This window comes from Vulcanimicrobium alpinum (genome assembly GCF_027923555.1).
Classification (GTDB): Bacteria; Vulcanimicrobiota; Vulcanimicrobiia; order Vulcanimicrobiales; family Vulcanimicrobiaceae; genus Vulcanimicrobium; species Vulcanimicrobium alpinum.
In genome coordinates, this window is the sequence record NZ_AP025523.1 from 1,002,914 (window position 1) to 1,022,076 (window position 19,163).

20 protein-coding genes are annotated in these 19,163 nt (G+C 68.5%); 11 read left to right on the top strand and 9 right to left on the bottom strand.

Annotated features, from left to right (window positions below):
* The first annotated feature begins 18 nt into the window (after nucleotides 1–18).
* Nucleotides 19–1,287 carry a glycoside hydrolase family 125 protein gene (locus WPS_RS04925; protein ID WP_317996740.1) on the top strand — a complete coding sequence of 423 codons (1,269 nt, stop codon included), beginning with the start codon at nucleotides 19–21 and terminating at the stop codon, nucleotides 1,285–1,287.
* A gap of 12 nt (nucleotides 1,288–1,299) precedes the next feature.
* Here the strand turns inward: WPS_RS04925 and WPS_RS04930 are convergent, their stop codons facing one another.
* Together WPS_RS04930 and WPS_RS04935 are read right to left on the bottom strand one after the other, a co-directional pair.
* A complete protein-coding gene (locus WPS_RS04930) occupies nucleotides 1,300–2,085 on the bottom strand; it encodes a hypothetical protein (protein WP_317996741.1) in 786 nt (261 codons plus the stop codon).
* Nucleotides 2,082–2,402 carry a hypothetical protein gene (locus WPS_RS04935; RefSeq protein WP_317996742.1) on the bottom strand — a complete coding sequence of 107 codons (321 nt, stop codon included), beginning with the start codon at nucleotides 2,400–2,402 and terminating at the stop codon, nucleotides 2,082–2,084. Before WPS_RS04935 ends, WPS_RS04930 begins: the two co-directional genes overlap by 4 nt.
* 150 nt (nucleotides 2,403–2,552) lie before the next feature.
* On the opposite strand from WPS_RS04935, the gene WPS_RS04940 reads away from it, so the two are divergent.
* On the top strand, nucleotides 2,553–3,311 hold the full coding sequence (locus WPS_RS04940; RefSeq protein ID WP_317996743.1) for a hypothetical protein: 759 nt from the start codon (nucleotides 2,553–2,555) through the stop codon (nucleotides 3,309–3,311).
* A gap of 19 nt (nucleotides 3,312–3,330) precedes the next feature.
* Nucleotides 3,331–5,217 carry an acetate--CoA ligase gene (locus WPS_RS04945; RefSeq protein ID WP_317996744.1) on the top strand — a complete coding sequence of 629 codons (1,887 nt, stop codon included), beginning with the start codon at nucleotides 3,331–3,333 and terminating at the stop codon, nucleotides 5,215–5,217.
* Between the two features lie 107 nt (nucleotides 5,218–5,324).
* Here WPS_RS04945 and WPS_RS04950 read toward each other — a convergent pair whose 3' ends face one another.
* The 4 genes from WPS_RS04950 to WPS_RS04965 form a co-directional block, all read right to left on the bottom strand.
* On the bottom strand, nucleotides 5,325–6,059 hold the full coding sequence (locus WPS_RS04950; RefSeq protein ID WP_317996745.1) for an ABC transporter ATP-binding protein: 735 nt from the start codon (nucleotides 6,057–6,059) through the stop codon (nucleotides 5,325–5,327).
* Nucleotides 6,056–7,969 (bottom strand): branched-chain amino acid ABC transporter ATP-binding protein/permease, encoded by a 1,914-nt coding sequence (locus tag WPS_RS04955; RefSeq protein ID WP_317996746.1) that lies wholly within the window; start codon nucleotides 7,967–7,969, stop codon nucleotides 6,056–6,058. Before WPS_RS04955 ends, WPS_RS04950 begins: the two co-directional genes overlap by 4 nt.
* The gene (locus tag WPS_RS04960) at nucleotides 7,966–8,835 is read right to left on the bottom strand and encodes a branched-chain amino acid ABC transporter permease (RefSeq protein ID WP_317996747.1); all 870 of its coding nucleotides are present in this window, start codon (nucleotides 8,833–8,835) and stop codon (nucleotides 7,966–7,968) included. The genes WPS_RS04955 and WPS_RS04960 overlap by 4 nt, the downstream gene beginning before the upstream one ends.
* An 85-nt stretch (nucleotides 8,836–8,920) precedes the next feature.
* The gene (locus WPS_RS04965; protein ID WP_317996748.1) at nucleotides 8,921–10,168 is read right to left on the bottom strand and encodes an ABC transporter substrate-binding protein; all 1,248 of its coding nucleotides are present in this window, start codon (nucleotides 10,166–10,168) and stop codon (nucleotides 8,921–8,923) included.
* Between the two features lie 170 nt (nucleotides 10,169–10,338).
* Here WPS_RS04965 and WPS_RS04970 point away from each other — a divergent pair, with 170 nt between their 5' ends.
* From WPS_RS04970 to WPS_RS04995, 6 genes are read left to right on the top strand one after another with little or no spacing between them, the layout of a single operon-like run.
* A complete protein-coding gene (locus WPS_RS04970) occupies nucleotides 10,339–11,115 on the top strand; it encodes an IclR family transcriptional regulator (protein ID WP_317996749.1) in 777 nt (258 codons plus the stop codon).
* 1 nt (nucleotide 11,116) lies between these two features.
* Nucleotides 11,117–12,190, top strand: a complete 1,074-nt coding sequence (locus WPS_RS04975; RefSeq protein WP_317997494.1) for a thiamine pyrophosphate-dependent dehydrogenase E1 component subunit alpha — start codon at nucleotides 11,117–11,119, stop codon at nucleotides 12,188–12,190.
* Nucleotides 12,190–13,173 carry an alpha-ketoacid dehydrogenase subunit beta gene (locus WPS_RS04980; RefSeq protein WP_317996750.1) on the top strand — a complete coding sequence of 328 codons (984 nt, stop codon included), beginning with the start codon at nucleotides 12,190–12,192 and terminating at the stop codon, nucleotides 13,171–13,173. Before WPS_RS04975 ends, WPS_RS04980 begins: the two co-directional genes overlap by 1 nt.
* A gap of 1 nt (nucleotide 13,174) precedes the next feature.
* Nucleotides 13,175–14,341 (top strand): dihydrolipoamide acetyltransferase family protein, encoded by a 1,167-nt coding sequence (locus WPS_RS04985; protein WP_317996751.1) that lies wholly within the window; start codon nucleotides 13,175–13,177, stop codon nucleotides 14,339–14,341.
* Nucleotides 14,341–15,087: an SDR family NAD(P)-dependent oxidoreductase gene (locus WPS_RS04990; protein WP_317996752.1), complete on the top strand. Its 747-nt coding sequence runs from the start codon at nucleotides 14,341–14,343 to the stop codon at nucleotides 15,085–15,087. Before WPS_RS04985 ends, WPS_RS04990 begins: the two co-directional genes overlap by 1 nt.
* A gap of 17 nt (nucleotides 15,088–15,104) precedes the next feature.
* Nucleotides 15,105–16,139, top strand: coding sequence for a TRAP transporter substrate-binding protein (locus WPS_RS04995; RefSeq protein ID WP_317996753.1), 1,035 nt, complete (start codon nucleotides 15,105–15,107; stop codon nucleotides 16,137–16,139).
* Nucleotides 16,140–16,221: 82 nt separating this feature from the next.
* Here the strand turns inward: WPS_RS04995 and WPS_RS05000 are convergent, their stop codons facing one another.
* The gene (locus tag WPS_RS05000) at nucleotides 16,222–16,380 is read right to left on the bottom strand and encodes a hypothetical protein (RefSeq protein WP_317996754.1); all 159 of its coding nucleotides are present in this window, start codon (nucleotides 16,378–16,380) and stop codon (nucleotides 16,222–16,224) included.
* Nucleotides 16,381–16,506: 126 nt separating this feature from the next.
* Between WPS_RS05000 and WPS_RS05005 the strand changes: the two genes are divergently transcribed.
* Nucleotides 16,507–16,971: a hypothetical protein gene (locus WPS_RS05005; RefSeq protein WP_317996755.1), complete on the top strand. Its 465-nt coding sequence runs from the start codon at nucleotides 16,507–16,509 to the stop codon at nucleotides 16,969–16,971.
* A 4-nt stretch (nucleotides 16,972–16,975) separates the two neighbouring features.
* On the opposite strand, the gene WPS_RS05010 is transcribed toward WPS_RS05005, so the two are convergent.
* Nucleotides 16,976–17,305: a hypothetical protein gene (locus WPS_RS05010; RefSeq protein ID WP_317996756.1), complete on the bottom strand. Its 330-nt coding sequence runs from the start codon at nucleotides 17,303–17,305 to the stop codon at nucleotides 16,976–16,978.
* Nucleotides 17,306–17,461: 156 nt separating this feature from the next.
* On the opposite strand from WPS_RS05010, the gene WPS_RS05015 reads away from it, so the two are divergent.
* A complete protein-coding gene (locus tag WPS_RS05015; protein WP_317996757.1) occupies nucleotides 17,462–18,742 on the top strand; it encodes an energy transducer TonB in 1,281 nt (426 codons plus the stop codon).
* Between the two features lie 27 nt (nucleotides 18,743–18,769).
* On the opposite strand, the gene sufU is transcribed toward WPS_RS05015, so the two are convergent.
* Nucleotides 18,770–19,162, bottom strand: coding sequence for a Fe-S cluster assembly sulfur transfer protein SufU (gene sufU / locus WPS_RS05020; RefSeq protein WP_317996758.1), 393 nt, complete (start codon nucleotides 19,160–19,162; stop codon nucleotides 18,770–18,772).
* Nucleotide 19,163 lies beyond the last annotated feature (1 nt).

Consider the following 19,163-nt stretch of genomic DNA (forward strand, 5'->3'; position numbering starts at 1 on the left):
GCCGATACGGATGATGGGTTGCTGATTCGAAACCTGGGCCGTTTCCTCGCACTCGTCATCGCGTTCGGCATCGCCGCCGCGGCGGTCCCGGTGCGCGCCGCCGAGGGGCTCACGATGAGCCCGGCCCTCAACGCGAAGCTCGACCGGCTATATCTGACCGCCTACGACGAGACGATTCAGCGGCACGCCCTGGCCCAGCGCGACGGAACGACCTACGTGTCGACCGGCGATATCGAGGCCGAATGGCTGCGCGACGCGAGCGCGACGGTGCGGCCGTACATCGGCCTCTCGCAGCATGACGGCGACGTCCAGTCGAAGCTGCGCGGTGTCGTCGCGCGCCAGGCTAAGTACATCCTCAAGGATCCCTACGCCAACGCGTTCTCGCGCAGCTACCGCGTGGTGGAGCGCAAGTTCGAAGTCGATTCGCTGCTCTATCCGATCTGGTTCGCGTACGACTACTACCGGCAAACCGGCGACCGGCGCATCTTCACCCCCGAGGTGCGCAAGGCGTTCAACCGCGTGCTTTCGACGATGCGCAGCGAGCAGCACCATCAGCAGCGCTCGCGCTACGTCCATCCGCAGCTCGCCAACGGCGGCCGCGGGAGCAGCGTCCGCTACACCGGGATGGTGTGGACCGGCTTCCGTCCCTCCGACGATCCCGTGCGCTATCACTACAACATCCCGGTCAACATGTTCGCAGCGGTCGTGATGAAAGACCTCACCACGATCGCTCGCGACGTCTGGCACGACGGGCGGATGGCCTCGAACGCCTGGGGCCTCTCGGTGCAGATCCAGCGCGGGATCGAGCAGTACGGAACGCTCCAGCTCAAGCCGTTCGGACGCATCTACGCCTATGAAGTCGATGGCCTCGGTCACGCTAACGTGATGGACGACGCCAACATCCCCTCACTGCTCTCGATCCCGTACTTCGGATACCTGCCGAAAGACAACTCGCTCTATCTCGCCACGCGCCGGTTCGTGCTCTCGGATCGCAATCCGTATTTTTTTCGCGGGAAGTACGCGGAAGGCGTGGGCAGCCCGCACACGCCGCACGGCTACGTGTGGCCGCTCGCGCTGTGCGTGCAGGCGCTCACGTCGAGCGACGAACGTGAAGTGAGCCGGGTCTTCGGCTGGATCGCCGTGTCCGACATCGGCGACCACCGTCTGCACGAGTCGTTCAACGCGAATTGGCCGGAGACGTACACCCGCGAAGACTTTGCGTGGCCCAACGCCCTCTACGCCGAACTCGTGCTCACGCGCCGCGGCGAACTCTACGCCGAACGCTGAGCGCCGGCGCGCCTAGCGGCGCGGCGTGCCGAGCGAGCCGGAACGGCGCGCGAAGTCGAGCGCGAACACCGTCTGCAGCGCCGCGAGCGGCGCGACGAAGAGCGCGTCGAGCGGAGCCGCGGAGAGGAACGGAGCGCGCGCGACGTGGTGCGCGAGCAGCCACTGCAGCCACAGATGCTGCAGCAGGCCGGGGACGATCGTCGCGAACGAGACCAGCGCGAGCCGGCCGAGGTTGGCCCGGCGCGACGAGAACGAGAACGCGCGCGAGATCCCCGCGAACATCGCGCCGCCGCGCGGCTCGCCGCTGAGCGCCGCCATCGGCGCGGCGATCGCGAGCACGCCGAAGATCAACCACGCAACGGGGGCGGTGAAGAACGCGATCCATGGCGGTTCGGGCAGCGTCCCAAAGCCGTCGAATCCGTTCAAGAGCCACTGCATTAGGTAGGCGACCAACCCGACAAGGAAGACCGGGAGCCAGCGTTCGAGCGCGCCCGCCATCAGCACCGGCCAGGTGGGGCGTTCGCCCGCGAGCCGTGCGCCGATCCCCAGCGCCACCGCCGCAATGACGTACGCATCGAGCGCAGTCGAGAGGTAATCGAGGATCAGCAGCTTGATCTGACCTTGCGGCGACTCGAGCTTCGCCGACGGGATCGCGAACTCGACGATCGTCTCGATCGCAAACGCAGCGACCACGAGCAGGGCGTAAAGCCAGAAGCGCTCGACGTACGCGATGAAGGCGAGGTCGACCAGGCCGCCGACCGTTACCGGCAGTTTGGTGCGCTCGTCGGTTCCGTTCACGCCGCGCGCAGCGCGCGGCGGAGGAAGAACCGCAGCGTCACCGTTCCCGAACACACGGCAACGTCGTGCGGATCGGTGTAGATGCGGCCGTCGATCTCGACGACGTACTCGCCCCCGGCGAGACCGGCGAGCGTCGAGCGGATCACGCGTTCGCGCTTGTCCTGCGGTGCACGCGGACCGAGCGCTTCGATCACGGCGGCAGCCAGCAGATCGCCGACGCGCAACGGCGTCGCCAGCGCGAACGCGGCGGACGCGGTGCTGGTGACCGCAGAGACATCGATCGGGACGGCGACCCGGAGCATACCGGCGATGCTCATTCCCGCAAGACCGGGGGGCCTCCCGGTCTTCGCGCGGAAACTCGGCACGCAATGCCGGAGCCGCCTCGCCGCCGCCGTCCCGATCCCGCACCGCGACGCCCTCCTCAAAGCTCGAGTCTGCTGCCGACGATTGCGCTGGGCGTCGGCGTCGTGGTCGCAGGACTCGGGATCGGCGCGTTCCTCTCCGCGCTTCAGCACCGTCAAAGCGAGACGTCGACGAGCACGACGACTGCGGGCCTCCCGGTGGTGACGCCGGTCGGCCGCGCGACGCGCGGCCCCGTCGCGGTGGCGACGATCGTCGCGCACGCGACGCCGACGCCGACGGCAACGCCGACGCCGCGTGAAACCGCGACGCCCCGCGCTGCCGCGACCGCGCGCGAAACGGCGACGCCGCGTGCAACCGCGACGCCGCACGAGACGCCGACGCCGCGCGAAACCGCCACGCCGCGCGAGACGGCGACCCCGCGCGAAACGCCGACGCCGCGGCCCGCGACGCCGCGTCCCCGCGAGACGCCGACGGCGACCGTCGTCACGCCCGCGCCGGCCGTGCGCCCGACCGTCGCGCCGACCGCGCTCGCGCGGGCGACGCCGCCGGCGGTCACCGGCTTCAGCGGCGTCGCGCAGGGTGCGGTGCGGCGCTACATCGGGGCGCTGATCGCCGGCAACGAGAACGGCGCGTACGCCGCGCTCGGCGCGTCGCCCGGCGATGCCGGCGCGCAGCTTTCGGAAGAAGCGTTCGTCGACCGCAGCACGCACATCACGTCGATCCGCACGACCCGCGTCGACGCGAGCGGCGCGACCGTCGAGGTCGAGATGAACTCCGCGCGCGGCGCCTACTACGGCACCTACCACGTCGTCAAAGGTCCCGGGGGACCGGTCATCGATCAGCACGACTACATCAAAGTCTGAACCGATCAGGGAGGTCCGCGTGAGCACCACCGCATCGCACATCGAAGCGCTGCTGCAGACGGGCGAAGTCGTCGCCCCGCCGCCCGGCGTGCAGTCGTGGTTTCCGATCGCCGATCAAGATGCGTGGATCGCGCAGGCGCTGCGCGACCGCGACGGGTTCTGGCGCGAGCGCGCCGCCGGGATCGCCTGGGAGACGCCGCCGTCCGAGGTCTTTCGCGGCTCGATCGAAGACCCGCACTGGTTCGCCGACGGCCGGCTCAACGCGACCGTCTCGTGCCTCGACCGGCACGCTGCCGCGCATCCGGGCGCCGTCGCATACGACTATCTGTGCGAGAACGGCGCGACCGAGCAGGTCACGTACGCCGACCTGCACGCCCGCGTGAACCGGCTCGCGAACGCGCTGCGCGCCGACCGCGTCGCGGCGGGCGATCGCGTGATCGTCTACATGCCGCTGACGATCGAGGGGATCATGGCGATGCTCGCGTGCGCGCGAATCGGCGCGATCCACTCCGTCGTCTACGCAGGCCTCGGCGCGACCGCGCTGCGCGACCGCATCGTCGATGCCGGCGCGAGCGTCGTCTTCGTCGGCGACGTGACGTACCGCCGCGGCAAGCCCGTCGACCTCAAGGGGATCGTCGACAAGGCGATCGACGGTCTCGAGCAGGTGCGGCGCGTCGTCGTCCACCGCCGGGAAGGCGCGCCGCTGCGCGACGCGCGCGAGGTCGATTGGGCGGCCTTCACCGCCGGGCAGAGCGCGGAGTGCGCGCCCGAGATCGTCAACGCGGAGCATCCGCTGTTCATCCTCTACACGAGCGGGACGACGGGGAAGCCGAAGGGCGTCGTGATGGCGCACGGCGGGTATCTCGTCGGCGCGTCGGCGATGCTGCGCGAGACGACCGGCATCACCCCCGACGACGCCTACTGGTGCACGAGCGACATCGGCTGGATCGTCGGCCACACGATGATGGTCTACGGTGCGCTCGCCAACCGCTACCGTATCATCCTGCGAGAAGGCTCGCCCGATTTTCCGGCCGCCGACGCGGTGTACGCGGCGATGGCGTCGTACCGGGTGACGCAGTTCTACACCGCGCCGACGCTCGCGCGGATGCTGCTGCGCCTCGGCGACGCGATGCTCGAGAAGCACGATCTTTTGTCGCTGAAGGCAATCTACTGCGCCGGCGAGCCGCTCAATCCCGAAGCCTGGCGGTTCCTGCACGAAAAGGTCGGGCGCGGACGCGTCGCGGTCTGCAATCAGTGGTGGCAGACGGAACTCGCGGCGCCGACCATCGGGTTTTTCCCGACCGCCGCGATCCATCCCGACCGCAGCGGCAAAGCGCTCGGGCCCATCGCGTTCTCGATCCGCGACGCGAACGGTGCGCCGCTGCCGGCGGATCAGGGCGGATTGCTCGTCGTCGAGACGCCGCTGCCGTATATGTTCGCGAGCGTATGGAACGATCCGGAGCGCTACGCGCAGTACTTCCGCTGGGGCGTCTATGTCGCGGGCGACGTCGCGACGGTCGACGCGAACGGGTACGTCACCGTGCGCGGGCGCGCGGACGACGTGCTCAACGTCGCGGGGCACCGCATCGCGACCGCTGACGTGGAGAGCGCGCTGGTCTCGCATCCGGCATGCGGCGAAGCCGGCGTCTGCGGCGTCCCCGACGAACTCAAGGGCGAGGCGATCGTGGCTTACGTCGTCCTGCGCGCCGGCCGCGAACACTCCGAAGCGCTCGCGAACGAACTCATCGCGCACGTCCGCGCGGAACTCGGCCCCATCGCCACCCCGTCATCAATCCGCTTCGCCGCCAAACTCCCGAAGACGCGCAGCGGAAAAATCATGCGCCGCCTGCTGAAAGCCCAGGAAACCGGCCAAGAACTCGGCGACGTCACCACCCTGGAAGAATAAGGCTGCGTCACGCTGAGCTTGTCGAAGCGCAGCCGCTTTCATGCCCGATCAGAGCGACGCTTCGACAGGCTCAGCGTGACAGGGCGACGAGGTCAGCGTAACGGTTTTTAGACGTGGAGGTAGCGGCGGCGGAGGTCTTCGTCGCCGCGGATTTGATCGGGCGTGCCTTCGAATTTCACTTCGCCCTGGTCGATGATGTAGCAGCGGTCGGCGACGGAGAGTGCGGAATAGAGGTTCTGCTCGACCAGAAGCGTCGTGATGCCGGAGGCTTTGATCTCGCGGATCACGTTCTCGACTTCGCGCACGATGAGCGGCGCGAGCCCTTCGGTCGGTTCGTCGAGGAGCAGCACCTTGACGTCTTGGAGCAGCGCGCGCGCGATCGCGAGCATCTGCTTCTCGCCGCCCGAGATCTCGTCGCCTTTGTGCGTGAGCCGTTCGCGCAGACGCGGAAACTTGTCGTAGACGTGGTCGAGCGTCCAGCCCGGCTTGCGCGTCGTCACCTGCGCGATCTTGAGATTCTCCGCCACGGTGAGGTTGGTGAAGATGCGCCGCTCTTCGGGGACCAGCGCGATCCCGGCACGGGCGATCGTCATCATGTCGCGGCCGACCAGTTCGTCGCAGTCGAGGGTGACGCTGCCGGTGCGCGGTTTGACCCAGCCGACGATGCTCTTGAGCGTCGTGGTCTTGCCGACGCCGTTGCGGCCCAGCAGCGCGACGGTTTCGCCGGCACCGACGTGAAGCGAGACGTCGCGCAGCACGTGCGAGTCGCCGTAGTAGGTGTTGATCGCCTCGACCTTGAGACGGGTCGGAGCGGCGACGGCCGTCGCGGCGGGCGCGCTCATGAGTGGGCGAGCTCCGTTTCGGAGTGTCCGCCGAGGTACGCTTCCTGCACGCGCGGGTTGTCGCGAATCTCGGCCGGCGTCCCCGTCGCGAGGACCGTTCCCTGGTGCAGCACGGTGATCGAATCGGAGATCCCCATGACCATCTCCATGTCGTGCTCGATGACGAGCACCGTCATCTCGGTCGAGAGTTTGCGGATGAGCGCCTCGGTCTTCCGGGCTTCGTCCTTCGACATCCCCGCCACCGGCTCGTCGAGGAGCAGGATCTGCGGCTGCGTCGCAAGCGCGATCGCGATGTCGAGGCGTTTCTTGTCGCCGTGGGCGAGGTCGCCGGCGCGCAGATCGGCGACGCCGGCGAGCTCGAGCCGCAGCAGCGCGCGGTCGGCGATCGCGTCGACGTCGTCGAGCCGCGTCGAGCGGCGGAAGAGCTGCAGCGCGAACGGACCCTGCACGCGAGCGAGTGCGGCGAGCCGGCAATTCTGCCGCACCGTCTGATCCGGATAGATGCTCGCCGTCTGGAACGCCTTCGCGATCCCGAGGTGCACGCGCCCGGTCCCGCTCACCCGGCTGACGTCGCGCCCTTTGTAGTTGATCGTCCCGGTCGTCGGCGCGATCGTCCCCGCCAGCATATTGAAGAACGTCGTCTTTCCGGCGCCGTTCGGACCGATCACCGCGCGCAGTTCACCCGGATCGACGCGAAAATCGATGTCGCGGTTGGCAGCGAAATGCCCGAACAGTTTGCCGAGCTTGAACGTCTCGATGATGCTCATCGGACCGCCGCGCTTCCCTTCGATGCCCGGCTTGAGGATCGGATCGGGCTCTTCGAGCGAGAGGCGCAGCGAGCGTTTGAAGACGGCGCGCGGATCCTTCTCGCGCTGGCGCAGCACGGTCGCCAGCCCGCGCGGCAAGAAGACGATGACGCCGACGAAGATCAGCCCTTCGATGAGCCGCCAGGCCGGAGTCTTCGCCGAGAGGACGTTCTCGAGGAACATGATGACGGCCGTCCCGGCGACCGGTCCGAAGATCGTCTGCACGCCGCCGACGATCGTGTAGATCACGAATGAGCCGCTGCGGTCGATGCCGACCGAGTCGACCGGGATGCTCCCGTCGAACAATCCGCGCAGCGCGCCGGCGAACCCGGTGAGCGCACCGGAGATCGCGAAGGCCGCGAGGCGGTACGCCGGCGCGTTGAAGCCGACCAGCGAGCTGCGCTGCTCGTTTTCGCGGATCGCGCCGAGCACTTCGCCGAACTGCGATCGCACGAGCATGCGGAAGAAGACGAGCACGACGAGCAGCGAGCAGCCCGCGAAGAGGTACCACACCCGCAGTTCACCGAGATCGCCGAACGGGCCGAGATTGAACGTCGGCAGGTGCGCGGTGAGATCGATGTTCCAAGGGCCGATCGGGAGCAGCGCGTTCGGCAGCGACTGCAGCCCGTCGTCGCCGTTCGTCCAATCCTTGGCCTGTTCGATGATGAAGAAGACCATCTGCGCGAACGCGAGCGTCAGCAGCGCGAAATAGATGCCGTAGAGCCGCACGGTCACCGCGCCGACGAGGACCGCCAGGATCGCCGTTCCGAGCGTCGCCCCCAGCGCCGCGAGCCAAAGGTTCGGGTGCTGCGGCATCGTGCGCAGCAGCAGGATCGCCGCGATGTAGCCGCCGCCGCCGTAGAACATCGCGTGCCCGTACGACAGGCTTCCGGCGTAGCCGAGCAGGAGGTTGAAGCCGATCGACGCGATGCTGACGATCGCGATCTGCGTCGCGAGCGTCGAGTATCCGCCGAGCGGATGCAGGACGAACGGGAAGAGCGCGATCCCCAGCGCGCAGAGCAACGCGAAGCGCACGTCGCGCGCGAACAGGCTCGTGCGCTCGCGCGCGGCGGGGGCGACCTCGGCGTCGGACGAGGCGGTCACTGGCGGATGACCTCGCTCTTGCCCAGCAGCCCTTGCGGACGGAACAGCAGCACCAACGCCATGCACAGATAGATCACGACGTTGGACGCCGGAGCGTACGCGAGGTTGGTGAGGCTTTGCAGTTCGCCGATCAGCAGACCGCCCAAGACGGCGCCCCAGAAGCTCCCGAGGCCGCCGACGACCACGACGACGAACGAGGGGACGAGGAACGCAAACCCGGTCGCCGGATCGATGCTGTAGATCGGGGTCGCCGCGGCGCCGACGAGCCCGGCGATCGCGGCGCCCAGCGCAAACACGATCGTCGAGGCGCGCTGGATGTTGCCGCCCAGCAGCTGCACCATGATCCGGTCGCGGATTCCCGCGCGCACGATCAGCCCGTAGTTGGTCCGTTCGATGAACAGCCACACGAGCGCCAGCATCACGATCACGCCGGCGGCGAAGAGCAGCCGGTACGCCGGATACGTGATCGGCCCGAGGGAGATCGACCCTTGCAGGGCCGCCGGCATCGCATACTGCTGCGTCGTCGCGCCGAAGATGAGGCGCAGCGTCTCTTCAACGACCAGCGCGATCCCGAACGTGACGAGCAATTGCGCCGTCGGTTCTTTCTCGTAGAAGAGGCGCAGCACGAGCCGGTCGAGCAGGACCGCGAAGATCGCGACGCTGACCGGCGCGGCGACGAACGCCCAGCCGACGCCGATGTGCTGGGCGACCACCAAGCCCACGTAGGCGCCGATCGCATAGAACGCGCCGTGCGCGAAATTCACCAGGCGCAGCGTCCCGAAGATGATCGTGAGCCCAACCGCGATCGCGACGTAGATCAGGCCGAGTACGAGACCACCGAGCAGTGCTTGAAAGAATGCTTCCACGTAGGTCCTCGAGCGGGCACGCCGGATAAGGAAACGGGCCAGCGCGCCCGAAGCGCTGGCCCGCAGGATTCGACCGTCGCGGGGGCTAGGCGGTTTCCATCTTGCACACGAGGCTCGACACCGGTGCGACGACGGACGGACCGTCGTGGACCTCGAGCACGCGGGCGAATTCAAAGCCGCCGGGACCGCGATCCTTCTCGGGGATCCCTTCGAGCACGAGGCACGAGTTCACGCCTTGGTGATCCTCTTTGCGATAGTATTCCTGTTCTTTGGTGAACTGGAATTTCGTGCCCTCGAGGGCGTTGATCACCTTCTCGGCGTCGATCGAGCCCGCTTTTTCGACCGCCATCTTGTAGATGTACATGTCGGCGTACGCGGTCTCGGCGCCGTTGGACGGCGGAAACCCGTACCGCTTCTGGAACGCGTCGACGAATTTCTTCGCGCCCGGATACTTGGCGGCGTGGTACTTCCAATAGAACGGCGCCGTCGAGACGACGTTGTCGAAGTTGTCCTTCGTGCCTTTCGCCATGTATTCGTCGACGAGGGGGACGAGGATCTTCGTCGATTTGGTGAGACCGAACTGCGCGGCCTGGTTGATGCACAGCACCATGTCCGCGCCGAACTCGGTGATCACGAGGACGTCGGGTTTCGCCGCCTGCGCCTGCTGGAGCATCGGCGAGAAGTCCTTCGTTCCGGGAAACGGCGTGAGGACGTTCTTGATCGTCTTCGCCCCCTTCGGCTCGACGACCGCGGTGATGTTGTCGTAGACCGAGTGGCCCCACGCGTAGTCGGCGGTGATGTGGAACCACTTGCCGGTGCCGTACTTCGTGACGAGCGTCTTCGCCAGCGACTGCGCGCTCATGTACGCGTCGTTGTAGCGGCGGAAGGTGTGGCGGTGACAGTTCTGATTCGTCGTCTCGTCGCCGTGTGTGAGCGTCGCCATGAAGATGACGCCCTTCTGCTGGCAGAGTCCCGAGACCGCGACCGCGGTACCGGTCGACGATCCGCCGGTGATCATGACGGCGCCGTCACGCTCGATCATGCGCTGGGCGTTCTCGGTCGCGACGCCGGCCTTCGTTTGATCGTCGCCCTCGGTCGGCTTGATCTTCATCCCCATGATGCCGCCCTTGGCGTTGATCTCGTCGATCGCGAGATGGTAGGCGCGCAGCTGATCGGTGCCTTGTTCGGCGTAGGGCCCCGATTGGGGAACGTTGAGCCCGACGACGATCTCTTTCGTCGGCGCGGCGATGACGTACGGTCCTCCACCGAACGCGAGCGCGGCCGCGCCGGCCGAGCCGGCGACGAAACGACCACGCGAGAGAGCCTGCTTCACGGCGCAACTCCTAAGAGGCGGATTGGTGAGGGAGCGACTTAGGTCACTCTCAGGAAACGTTCCTGCGTCCGAACGCCCGTCTTGCGAAAACTCTTGACAGCGCGGTACGGGCGGGAGTACGGTCGCAGGGGCCGTGTTCGAATATTTCGAACGAAATTTCATATACTGAAATGGCGGAGCTGCTCGGCACCGTCCGCAAAGCGTTGCGCGTCCTCGACTACCTCGCCGAATGCGAGGAGCCGGTGCCGATCAAGCGCCTTGCCGGCGAACTCGGACTGAACATTTCCAGCGCCTATCATCTGATGAACACGCTCGTCATCGACGGCTACGTCGATCGGGACGAGCGCACCGGCGCGTACGGTCTCGGCCCGAAAGTTGCGCGGCTCGGCGATGCGTATGCGCGCTCGTGGCCGGTCGAGCCGGCGCTGCGCGCGCTCGCGAGCGAACTCGGCGCCGCGACGCAAGAGAACGCGTACCTCGCGATGGTCAACGGCCGCGACGTGATCATCACCGACATCGTCGAGTCGCGCCAGCGGGTACGCGTGCACGCCCTCCATCGCGGCTACTCCGCCGATCTGCACGCCCGTGCGCTCGGCAAGGCGGTGCTCGCGTTTCTGCCGCCGGCCGCCGTGCGCGAACATTTCTCCGCGCATCCGCCGCGCCGCCTGACGCCGCGCACGCTGGTCACGATAACCGCGATCGAGACCGAACTCGAACGCGTGCGGCGCCGCGGTTACGGCGAAGACCTCGAAGAGTTCTGCGAGGGTGTGTGCTGTCTGGGCGCGCCGTTCTTCGCTCCGGACGGAGCGCCCGCGGGCTCGCTCTCCGTCTCCGTTCCGTCGTTCCGCTATCGACACGTCCGCACGTCGATGCGCGACGCGGTGCTGGCCGCAGCGCGCGCCGCGACCGCCGCGCTCGTCTCCGATCGGAGGTCCTCGCTTGGCTAACATGCTTTCCGCGCCCGCGCGTACCGAGCTCGGCGTCGCGCTGCTGCGCACGATGATCCGCATCCGCGTCCTGGAGGAGGGGATCGAAAAGCATTTCCTCGCCGGCGACATCCCGGGCTTCGCGCACCTCTCGATCGGCCAGGAAGCCGTCGCCGCCGGCGTGTGCGCGAACCTGCGCGCCGACGACGCGATCGCGTCGACGCATCGCGGTCACGGGCACACGCTCGCGAAGGGGACGTCGATGCGCGCGATGGTCGCCGAACTCTTCGCGCGCGCGACCGGCGTCTGCCGCGGCAAGGGCGGCTCGATGCACATCGCCGATTTCAGCGTCGGGATGCTCGGCGCGAACGGCGTCGTCGCCGGCGGCTTCGGCCTGGTAGCGGGCGCCGCGCTCTCGGCGGTGCAGCGGAAGACCGATCAGGTCGCGGTCTGCTTCTTCGGCGACGGCGCGACGAACCGCGGACCGTTCCACGAGAACCTCAACCTGTGCGCGATCTGGAACCTGCCGGCGATCTTCGTGCTCGAGAACAACCGCTACGCGTCGACGACCTCGACCGCCGAGACGATGAAGATCGCCGACGTATCGATCCGTGCCGCCGGATACGGTATCCCGGCGACGATCGTCGACGGGTTCGACGCGTTCGCCGTCTACGACGCGCTCGCGGCAGCGACGGCGCGCGCGCGCTCCGGCGGCGGCCCGACGTTCGTGGAGTGCAAGACGTTCCGCGCGCGCGGCCACTACATCGGCGATCCCGAACGCTACCGGCGCAAGGGTGAGGCCGACGATGTGATGCAGTCCGACGACCCGATTGTGCGGATGCAGGCCGGGCTCGGGGACGCGCTCTCGCCCGACGCGTTCGAGCGGCTGTGGAACGACGCGCGGGACGAGTTCGCCGACGCGGTCGCGTTCGCGCGCAACTCGCCGGCACCCGAACGCGACGAGGCGTTCTTCGGCGTCTTCTCCGGCGACCGCGATCCGGCCGATCCGGTCCACCGCATCGAAGCGCGCGAGCGCGACGCGCTCGTCCCGTTCGCGCCGCAGGTCGGCAGCGGCTCGCAGGGGAGCGGACACTGATGGCGACGATGACGTTTTCCGAGGCGACGCTCGCCGCGATGCGCGAGGAGATGCGGCGCGATCCGACGGTCTTCCTGATGGGCGAGGACATCGCCAAGCAAGGGGGGATCTTCGGCCAGTTCAAAGGGCTGCCGCAGGAGTTCGGCTTCGATCGGGTCCGCGACACGCCGATCTCCGAAGCGGCGCTTGTCGGCGCGGGCGTCGGCGCGGCGCTCACCGGCTGCCGTCCCGTGGTCGACATGCACTTCGCCGACTTCATCACCTGCGCGATGGACGAAGTCGTCAATCAGGCCGCCAAACTGCGCTACATGTTCGGCGAACAGTGCCGCGTGCCGATGACGCTGCGCGCGCCGGACGGGATCACCAAGTCGGCCGGCTCGCAGCACTCGCAGGCGCTCGAAGGCTGGTTCGTGCATACGCCGGGGCTCGAAGTGGTGATCCCGGCCGACGCCGAGGATGCGAAAGGCCTGCTCAAAGCGGCGATCCGCAGCGACAACCCGACGTTGTACTTCGAGCATAAAGCGCTCTTCCCGGTGAAGGGCGCCGTCCCCGACGACGACTTCGTCATCCCGCTGGGCAAGGCGAAGACGATGCGCGACGGCCGCGACGTCGCGATCGTCACCTACGGGATCACCGTGGGGCGTGCGCTCGAAGCGGCGACGATGCTCGAAGCCGACGGGATCGATGCGACGGTGATCAACCTGCGTACCGTGTGGCCGCTCGACTACGACGCGATCGCCGACGCCGCCGCGCGCACGCATCGCGTCGTCGTCGCACACGAGGCGGTGAAGATCGGCGGGGTGGGTGCCGAGATCGCCTCGTTCATCGGCGAGGCGTGCTTCGACGATCTCGACGGGCCGGTCGTGCGGCTCGGGGCCGCGCACGTCCCCGTCCCGTTCGCGCCGGTGCTGCAGGAGGCGGTGTATCCCAAAGCGCCGGCGATCGCCGACGCGGCGCGCCGTCTCGTGCGCCGCGAGCTGTAGCGTGCCCGCCGAAGTGGTGATGCCCAAACTCGGGCTGACGATGGAGAGCGGGACGATTGCGCGCTGGATCAAGACGCCCGGCGAGCACGTGCGCGCCGGCGAACCGCTGGTCGAAGTCTCGACCGACAAGATCTCCTACGAAGTCGAGTCGCCGGCGACGGGGACCGTCGTGCGCGCTCTCGGCAGCGACGGCGACGAGTTCGCGTGCGGCGACGTCATTGGCTTGATCGCGGTCGCCGGCGAGTCGGAGACGCCCGAAGCCGCGGCCGCCGCCGCACCGCGCGAACGCGTCGTCGAAACGCCGCTGCCGGCGACGTCGCCCGCTGCCGAGTCCGTTCATCACGCCGTCGACGGCGGCCGCACCATCGCATCGCCGGCTGCGCGCCGGCTCGCACGCGAACGCGGCGTCGCATTGCGCGAGGTCCGCGGGACGGGGCCGCGCGGCCGCATCACGATGGCGGACGTTGCGGAACGCGCAGAACGGCGACCGCCGCAGCCGGAGCGCGTCCCGTCCCGTAATGGTTTTCCGCCGCAGCTTCCGATCGAACGGCGCGCCATTTACCGCAAGATGACCGACGTCGCGTCGATCCCGCTCGCGCAGGTCGAGACGGTCGCCGTCGCCGACGCCGTCAAAGCCCTCATCGACGCGCGGCGCGATTTCCGCTGGACGGCGTTCGCGGTGTTCGCGATCGCGCGTCTGCTGCGCGAGCACGACCGCCTGCGCATCGACGCGAGTACCGGCGCGCCGTTCGAGGCGCTCGACATCGGCGTCGCCGCCGACACGCCGCAGGGGCTCATCGTCCCCGTCGTCCGCGACGCCGGTTCGCGTTCGCTCGCCGAGATCGAGCACGAGATCCAGCGGCTCGCCACCGCCGCGCGCAGCGGGACGCTGCGTCCCGACGATCTTGGCGGCGCGTGCTTCTCGCTCTCCAACGTCGGGCCGCAAGGGATCGAACGTGTCGCGCCGCTTCCCGATCCGCCGCAGACGGCGATCCTCGGCATCGGCGCGGCGACCCAGCGTCCTGCCGTCGTCGACGGCACGCTGCGCGCGGCGACGATGCTGACCTGCGTGCTCACCTTCGATCACCGTCACGTCGACGGCGCGCCGGCGGCGCGTTTTCTCGCCGACTTCGCGCGGGCGTGCGCCGCGCCGGGAGTGCTGCTGTAATGCAATGGTTCGGCGACCACGAGCCCACCGCGATCGTGACCGGCGGCGCGTCGGGGATCGGCAAAGCGACGTGCGAACTGCTGGCAAAGGACGGCTACCGCGTTGCGGTCGCCGATCGCGACCGGGCCGGCGCCGAGGCGGTTGCGCACGCGATCGACGGCTACGCGTTCGCCGTCGACGTCGCCGACGAAGCGTCGGTCATCGCGCTCTTCGAAGCGGCGGCGGCCGCGTTCGACGGCCGGCTCGATGCGCTGGCGACGCCGGCCGGGATCGCCGAGACGACGCCGTTCCTCGAGCTCACGCCGGAGATCTTCCGCCGCGTCAACGAGATCAACGTGGTCGGCACGTTCTTGTGCATCCGCGCAGCCGCGAAGCGGATGCGCGAAGGCGGCCGGATCTGCACCGTCGCCAGCGTCGCCGGGAAACGCGGCGGCGGTCTCTCGGGGACGGGCGCCTACGCCGCGAGCAAAGGCGCGGTGCTTGCGCTCTCGCGCAGCGCCGCGCGCGCGCTCGCGCCGCAGGGGATCGCGGTGAATTGCGTCGCGCCCGGACCGACCCTTACGCCGATGCTCGATCGCCCGTTCAGCGATCCCAACCAGAAACAGCGCGTCGAGAGCATGACCCTGCTCGGACGCTCGGGAGATCCCCGCGAGATCGCCGAGGCGATCGCGTGGCTGCTCTCACCGCGATCGTCGTACGTCGTCGGGGAGACGGTGACGGTCGACGGCGGACTCATGCTGGACTAACCCACCGAGGAGGAGATATGACCGACCCGACCACGCGCCCCGGATCGATCTCGCGCGGCCGCTTCGCCGCCGGGACGGCCGCGGCGCTCGCCTCGATCGCGGTGATCAAGGCACCCGCGCGCGCCGCCCAGTTCGCGTATAAGTACGCCAGCAACGTCTCCATCGACCATCCGCTCAACGTGCGGATGAAAGAATGCTGGACGGCCGTCAACCGCGAGACGAACGGCGCGCTCGAAGTCCAGATCTTTCCGAACAACCAGCTCGGCGGCGACACGCAGGCGCTGCAGCAGCTGCGTTCGGGCGCGCTGCAGTTCTTCACCCTCGACGGCGGAATTCTGCAGTCGGTCGTGCCGGTCGCGGCGATCCAAGCGGTGGGTTTCGCGTTCAGCGATTCGCGGCAGGCGTTCGGCGCGATGGACGGGGCGCTGGGCGACTACGTGCGCGACGCGATCCGCGCCGCCGGCCTCTACGTGCATCCCAAGATGTGGGAGAACGGGATGCGTCAGATCACGTCGTCGAGCAAGCCGATCCGCAACGCGGCCGATCTCGAAGGCTTCAAGATCCGCACGCCGCCCGGCGCGCTGTGGGTCGATCTCTTCAAGTCGCTCGGCGCCGCGCCGGCGCCACTCAACTTCAGCGAAGTCTACACCGCGCTGCAGACGCACGTCTTCGACGGTCAGGAGAATCCGTACGCGATCATCGACGTCGGCCGGCTATACGAGGTGCAGAAGTATCTCAGCGTGACCAACCACATGTGGTCCGCCTTTCACTTCCTGGGCAACGCGGATGCCTGGAAGGCGCTTCCGCCCAACGTGCAGGCGTCGGTCGAACGCAACGTCGCCAAGTACGCGCTCCTCCAGCGCCGCGACACGCAGCTGCGCAACGAATCGCTGGCGGAGAAGCTCGTGCGTCGCGGGATGACGCTCAACCGCGCCGACACCAGCGGCTTCCGTACCAAACTCTCCAGTTCCGGATTCTACACGCGCTGGAAAGCCACGTTCGGCGAAAAAGCCTGGTCGCTGCTGGAGAAGACCTCCGGGAAGCTGGCATAGTCACGCTGAGCCCGTCGAAGCGTCGCCTTCCCTCTGCACGAAGGAGGCGGCGCTTCGACAAGCTCAGCGCGACGAGGGCATCTCACGCCGCAGCTTGCGCTGCCGCGATGCGGGCGCCGAGTTCGTCGTTCGTGTACGCTTTTTCGCCGATGCCCCAGGAACCGTCGATCGCGTGCGTGATGTTCGCGAACGTCTTGTCCTTCGGCAGCGAGTTGAGCGAGCCGATGACGGCCGGCGTCACGAACACGTTTCCGGTGAGGCCGTGGCGCGCGAGGTGTGCTTGAGAGAGCCGGGGCAGGATCTGCCTAGGGCGCGGACCGGTGCGGCCCCCGCCGCACCGAAGCGGTACCGAAAAATCGCGCGCCGAATGCGGCAGGTCGTGTTCCGCTTCCGCGTTCTCGCGCTCGCGCTGCTGGCGACCGGCTGCGTCTCGTCGGCCCCTCGCCTCTACCTTCCCTACGAACTCGAGGCGAACTGCGAGAGCAGATCGGTCAAGCAGACCGCGATCAACTCGATCGTCGCTTCCATCGACGACACGATCCGTCCCGGAACGTATCCCGGTGACGCCGTGATGCGTCCGATCGTGCATCGCGGCGGCGGCGTGATCGCACGGTGGCACGATCAGCCTCTGCGCGCGCCGGATACCGCCAAGGCCCTCGGCGTGAACGGCGACCTGATCTTGCGCCGCGCGGTGATTACGAACCAGATCAACGTCGCCCAGCACTGGCGTCCGGTGTGGCTGACGTTCGCGACGCCGCGCGGCGATGTGACCGTGCTCGAACGCGCCTACGACATCCAGGACGTCTGCATCGAAGGGACGCGCCAGGCGTAACGGTTCAGCGTCGCGGGGTTCGCACCCAGCGGCGCAGATCGGCGCCGATCAGGGTTTCGATCAGCAGCGCCGCGATGAGCATCCCGGTCTCGATGAACGTGAACGCGCGCTGCGAGGGCATGCCGGGCCTTGCTATCACCCCGGCAGCGACGAGCAGGCCGGCGCCGGCGGCGAACCGCAGCAGACCGGTCAGCAAAAGGCGCGGCGTCCGCACGCCGCCGGCGACGTCGCGAAGCAGACGCAGCGGCGGCCGCGTGCCCACGTCCCAAACGATGAATGCGAGCGCGTTCAGCACGATGGACGCCGCGAAACGCGCCACGATCACCGGCGACATGTGCCCCTCATCCGTGCGGCCTCACGCGCGGGCCTGCTTCCGCAGCGCGCAACCGTGCCGCGCCCGGCCGCTCCATTCTCCCTCCCGCCTTGCCGAAACGGGAAAGAGAATGGTACGGCTCGTCCTCCTCCCCAATCCGATAGCCATATGCCGCCGGTGAACGAAGCCGCGCTGGGCCTTTGCCCGAATCCGCGTTGCGAGAACGGGCGCATCGGCACCGCGGTCGAGCGGTATCCCGGGCCGGGTGAATACTGCCCGCTCTGCGGCGATTATCTCCAGCCGGTCGAACGCGGTGCTGCGCCGCCCGCACCTGCGGCGGCGCCGCCGCAGCCACCGATCGTGGCGGCACATCCCGCGGTGATGCCGCCGCCGGCGGAGCCGCCACCGAGTGCCGTCGTGCCCGCCGCGGAGACCGTCGCACCCGCCGAGGCCGTCGCCCCCGCCGAGAAGGTCGCCGCGCCCGCCCAGGCCTCCGCGCTCAGGCCCGTCGCCGCCGCTGCCGCCGTCCCCAAGGAAGCGGTACCCCTCGATGCGCCACACGCGGGATCGTCACCGGCGCCGGCGACACCGCGTCCCCGCCCGCGGGGGCGCATGCTCGCGGGGATCGTCGGCGCCGGGGTGCTGGCGAGCGCCGTCGCCGCATTCGCGTTCCTCCATCCGACGGGGCGGCCTGCTCCGACGGGGCACGACGACGGGCAGCCGCCGACGTCGACGTCGTTTCGCGCGGCGGATCTCGACGCCGTCGCAACCGCACCGGCGACCGCCGGCCGGATCGTCAAGCCGAGAAAGGCGAAGTCGCGCGCGGCGGAGTCGACGCGCGTGAAGCCGTCGCCGCAAGCGCGGCGGTCGCCGCAGGCGACCCCGTCACCGCAGGCGTCGTCGTCGCCGCAGGCGTCGCTCTCACCGCAAGCGTCGGTGACTCCGGCCGCGGCGGCGAGCAAGCCGCCGAAGACCGCGGCATCACGATCGCTCGCGAGCCGCGCCGGCGCAAGCGTACAGCGACACGGTTCGCCGGCGAAGAACCCTGCGCACGACGCTACGACGGTCTCGACCGCGACGAGCATCCCCCCTGCGGTTGCGAGCGTTGCGAGTGCGTTACCCGCGAGCCAGGGGTCGCCCGCCGATGCGACGCCGACTCCGCGGTCCACGCCGTCGCCGCTCGCCTGCTCCCGTCCCGATCTGCCGCCGACCGTGCTGCGAGCCGCAACCCCGGAAACGGCGCCGATGGCGCAGCTTCAAGGGGTCGTCGGAACCGTGCGGGTTGTCGTGTCGCTGAACGCACAAAGCCGCGTCGTCGCGGCCCGCGTCGAGAGCTCGCCGAGCGTCCTGCTCAACCGCTCCGCCCTCGCCGCGGCGCGCACGTCACAGTTCAAGACGCAGATCAAGAACTGCGAACCTGTCGCCGCGGACTTCCTTTTCGACGTGACGTTTCAGTAGCGCCGCACGAGCGCGATCTCGCGCCGGTCAGCGCGATTCGTCGGGCCAGGATGCGATCTCGCCGAGTGCAGCGCTCTTGAGAACTTTCAATCCGAGCATCGCGCATTTCATGCGGGTCGGTGATATGCCGATCCCGACGTTCTCGAGCACGGCGTCCTGCGGCAGTCGCGCGACGTCTTCGAGCGGCATCCCTTTGATGCTTTCGGTCAGCATCGACGCCGACGCCTGCGAGATCGCGCAGCCCTTCCCGCTGAATCGCACGTCGGCGACCTTCCCGTCGGCGACGAGCAGCTCCATGCGGATCGTATCGCCGCACAGCGGATTCAGATCCTCGGCCGACGCGTCGACTCGCTCCAGGTGCCCGAAATTCCGCGGATTGCGGTAGTGATCGAGAATGTACTCTTTGTAAAAATCGTCCATA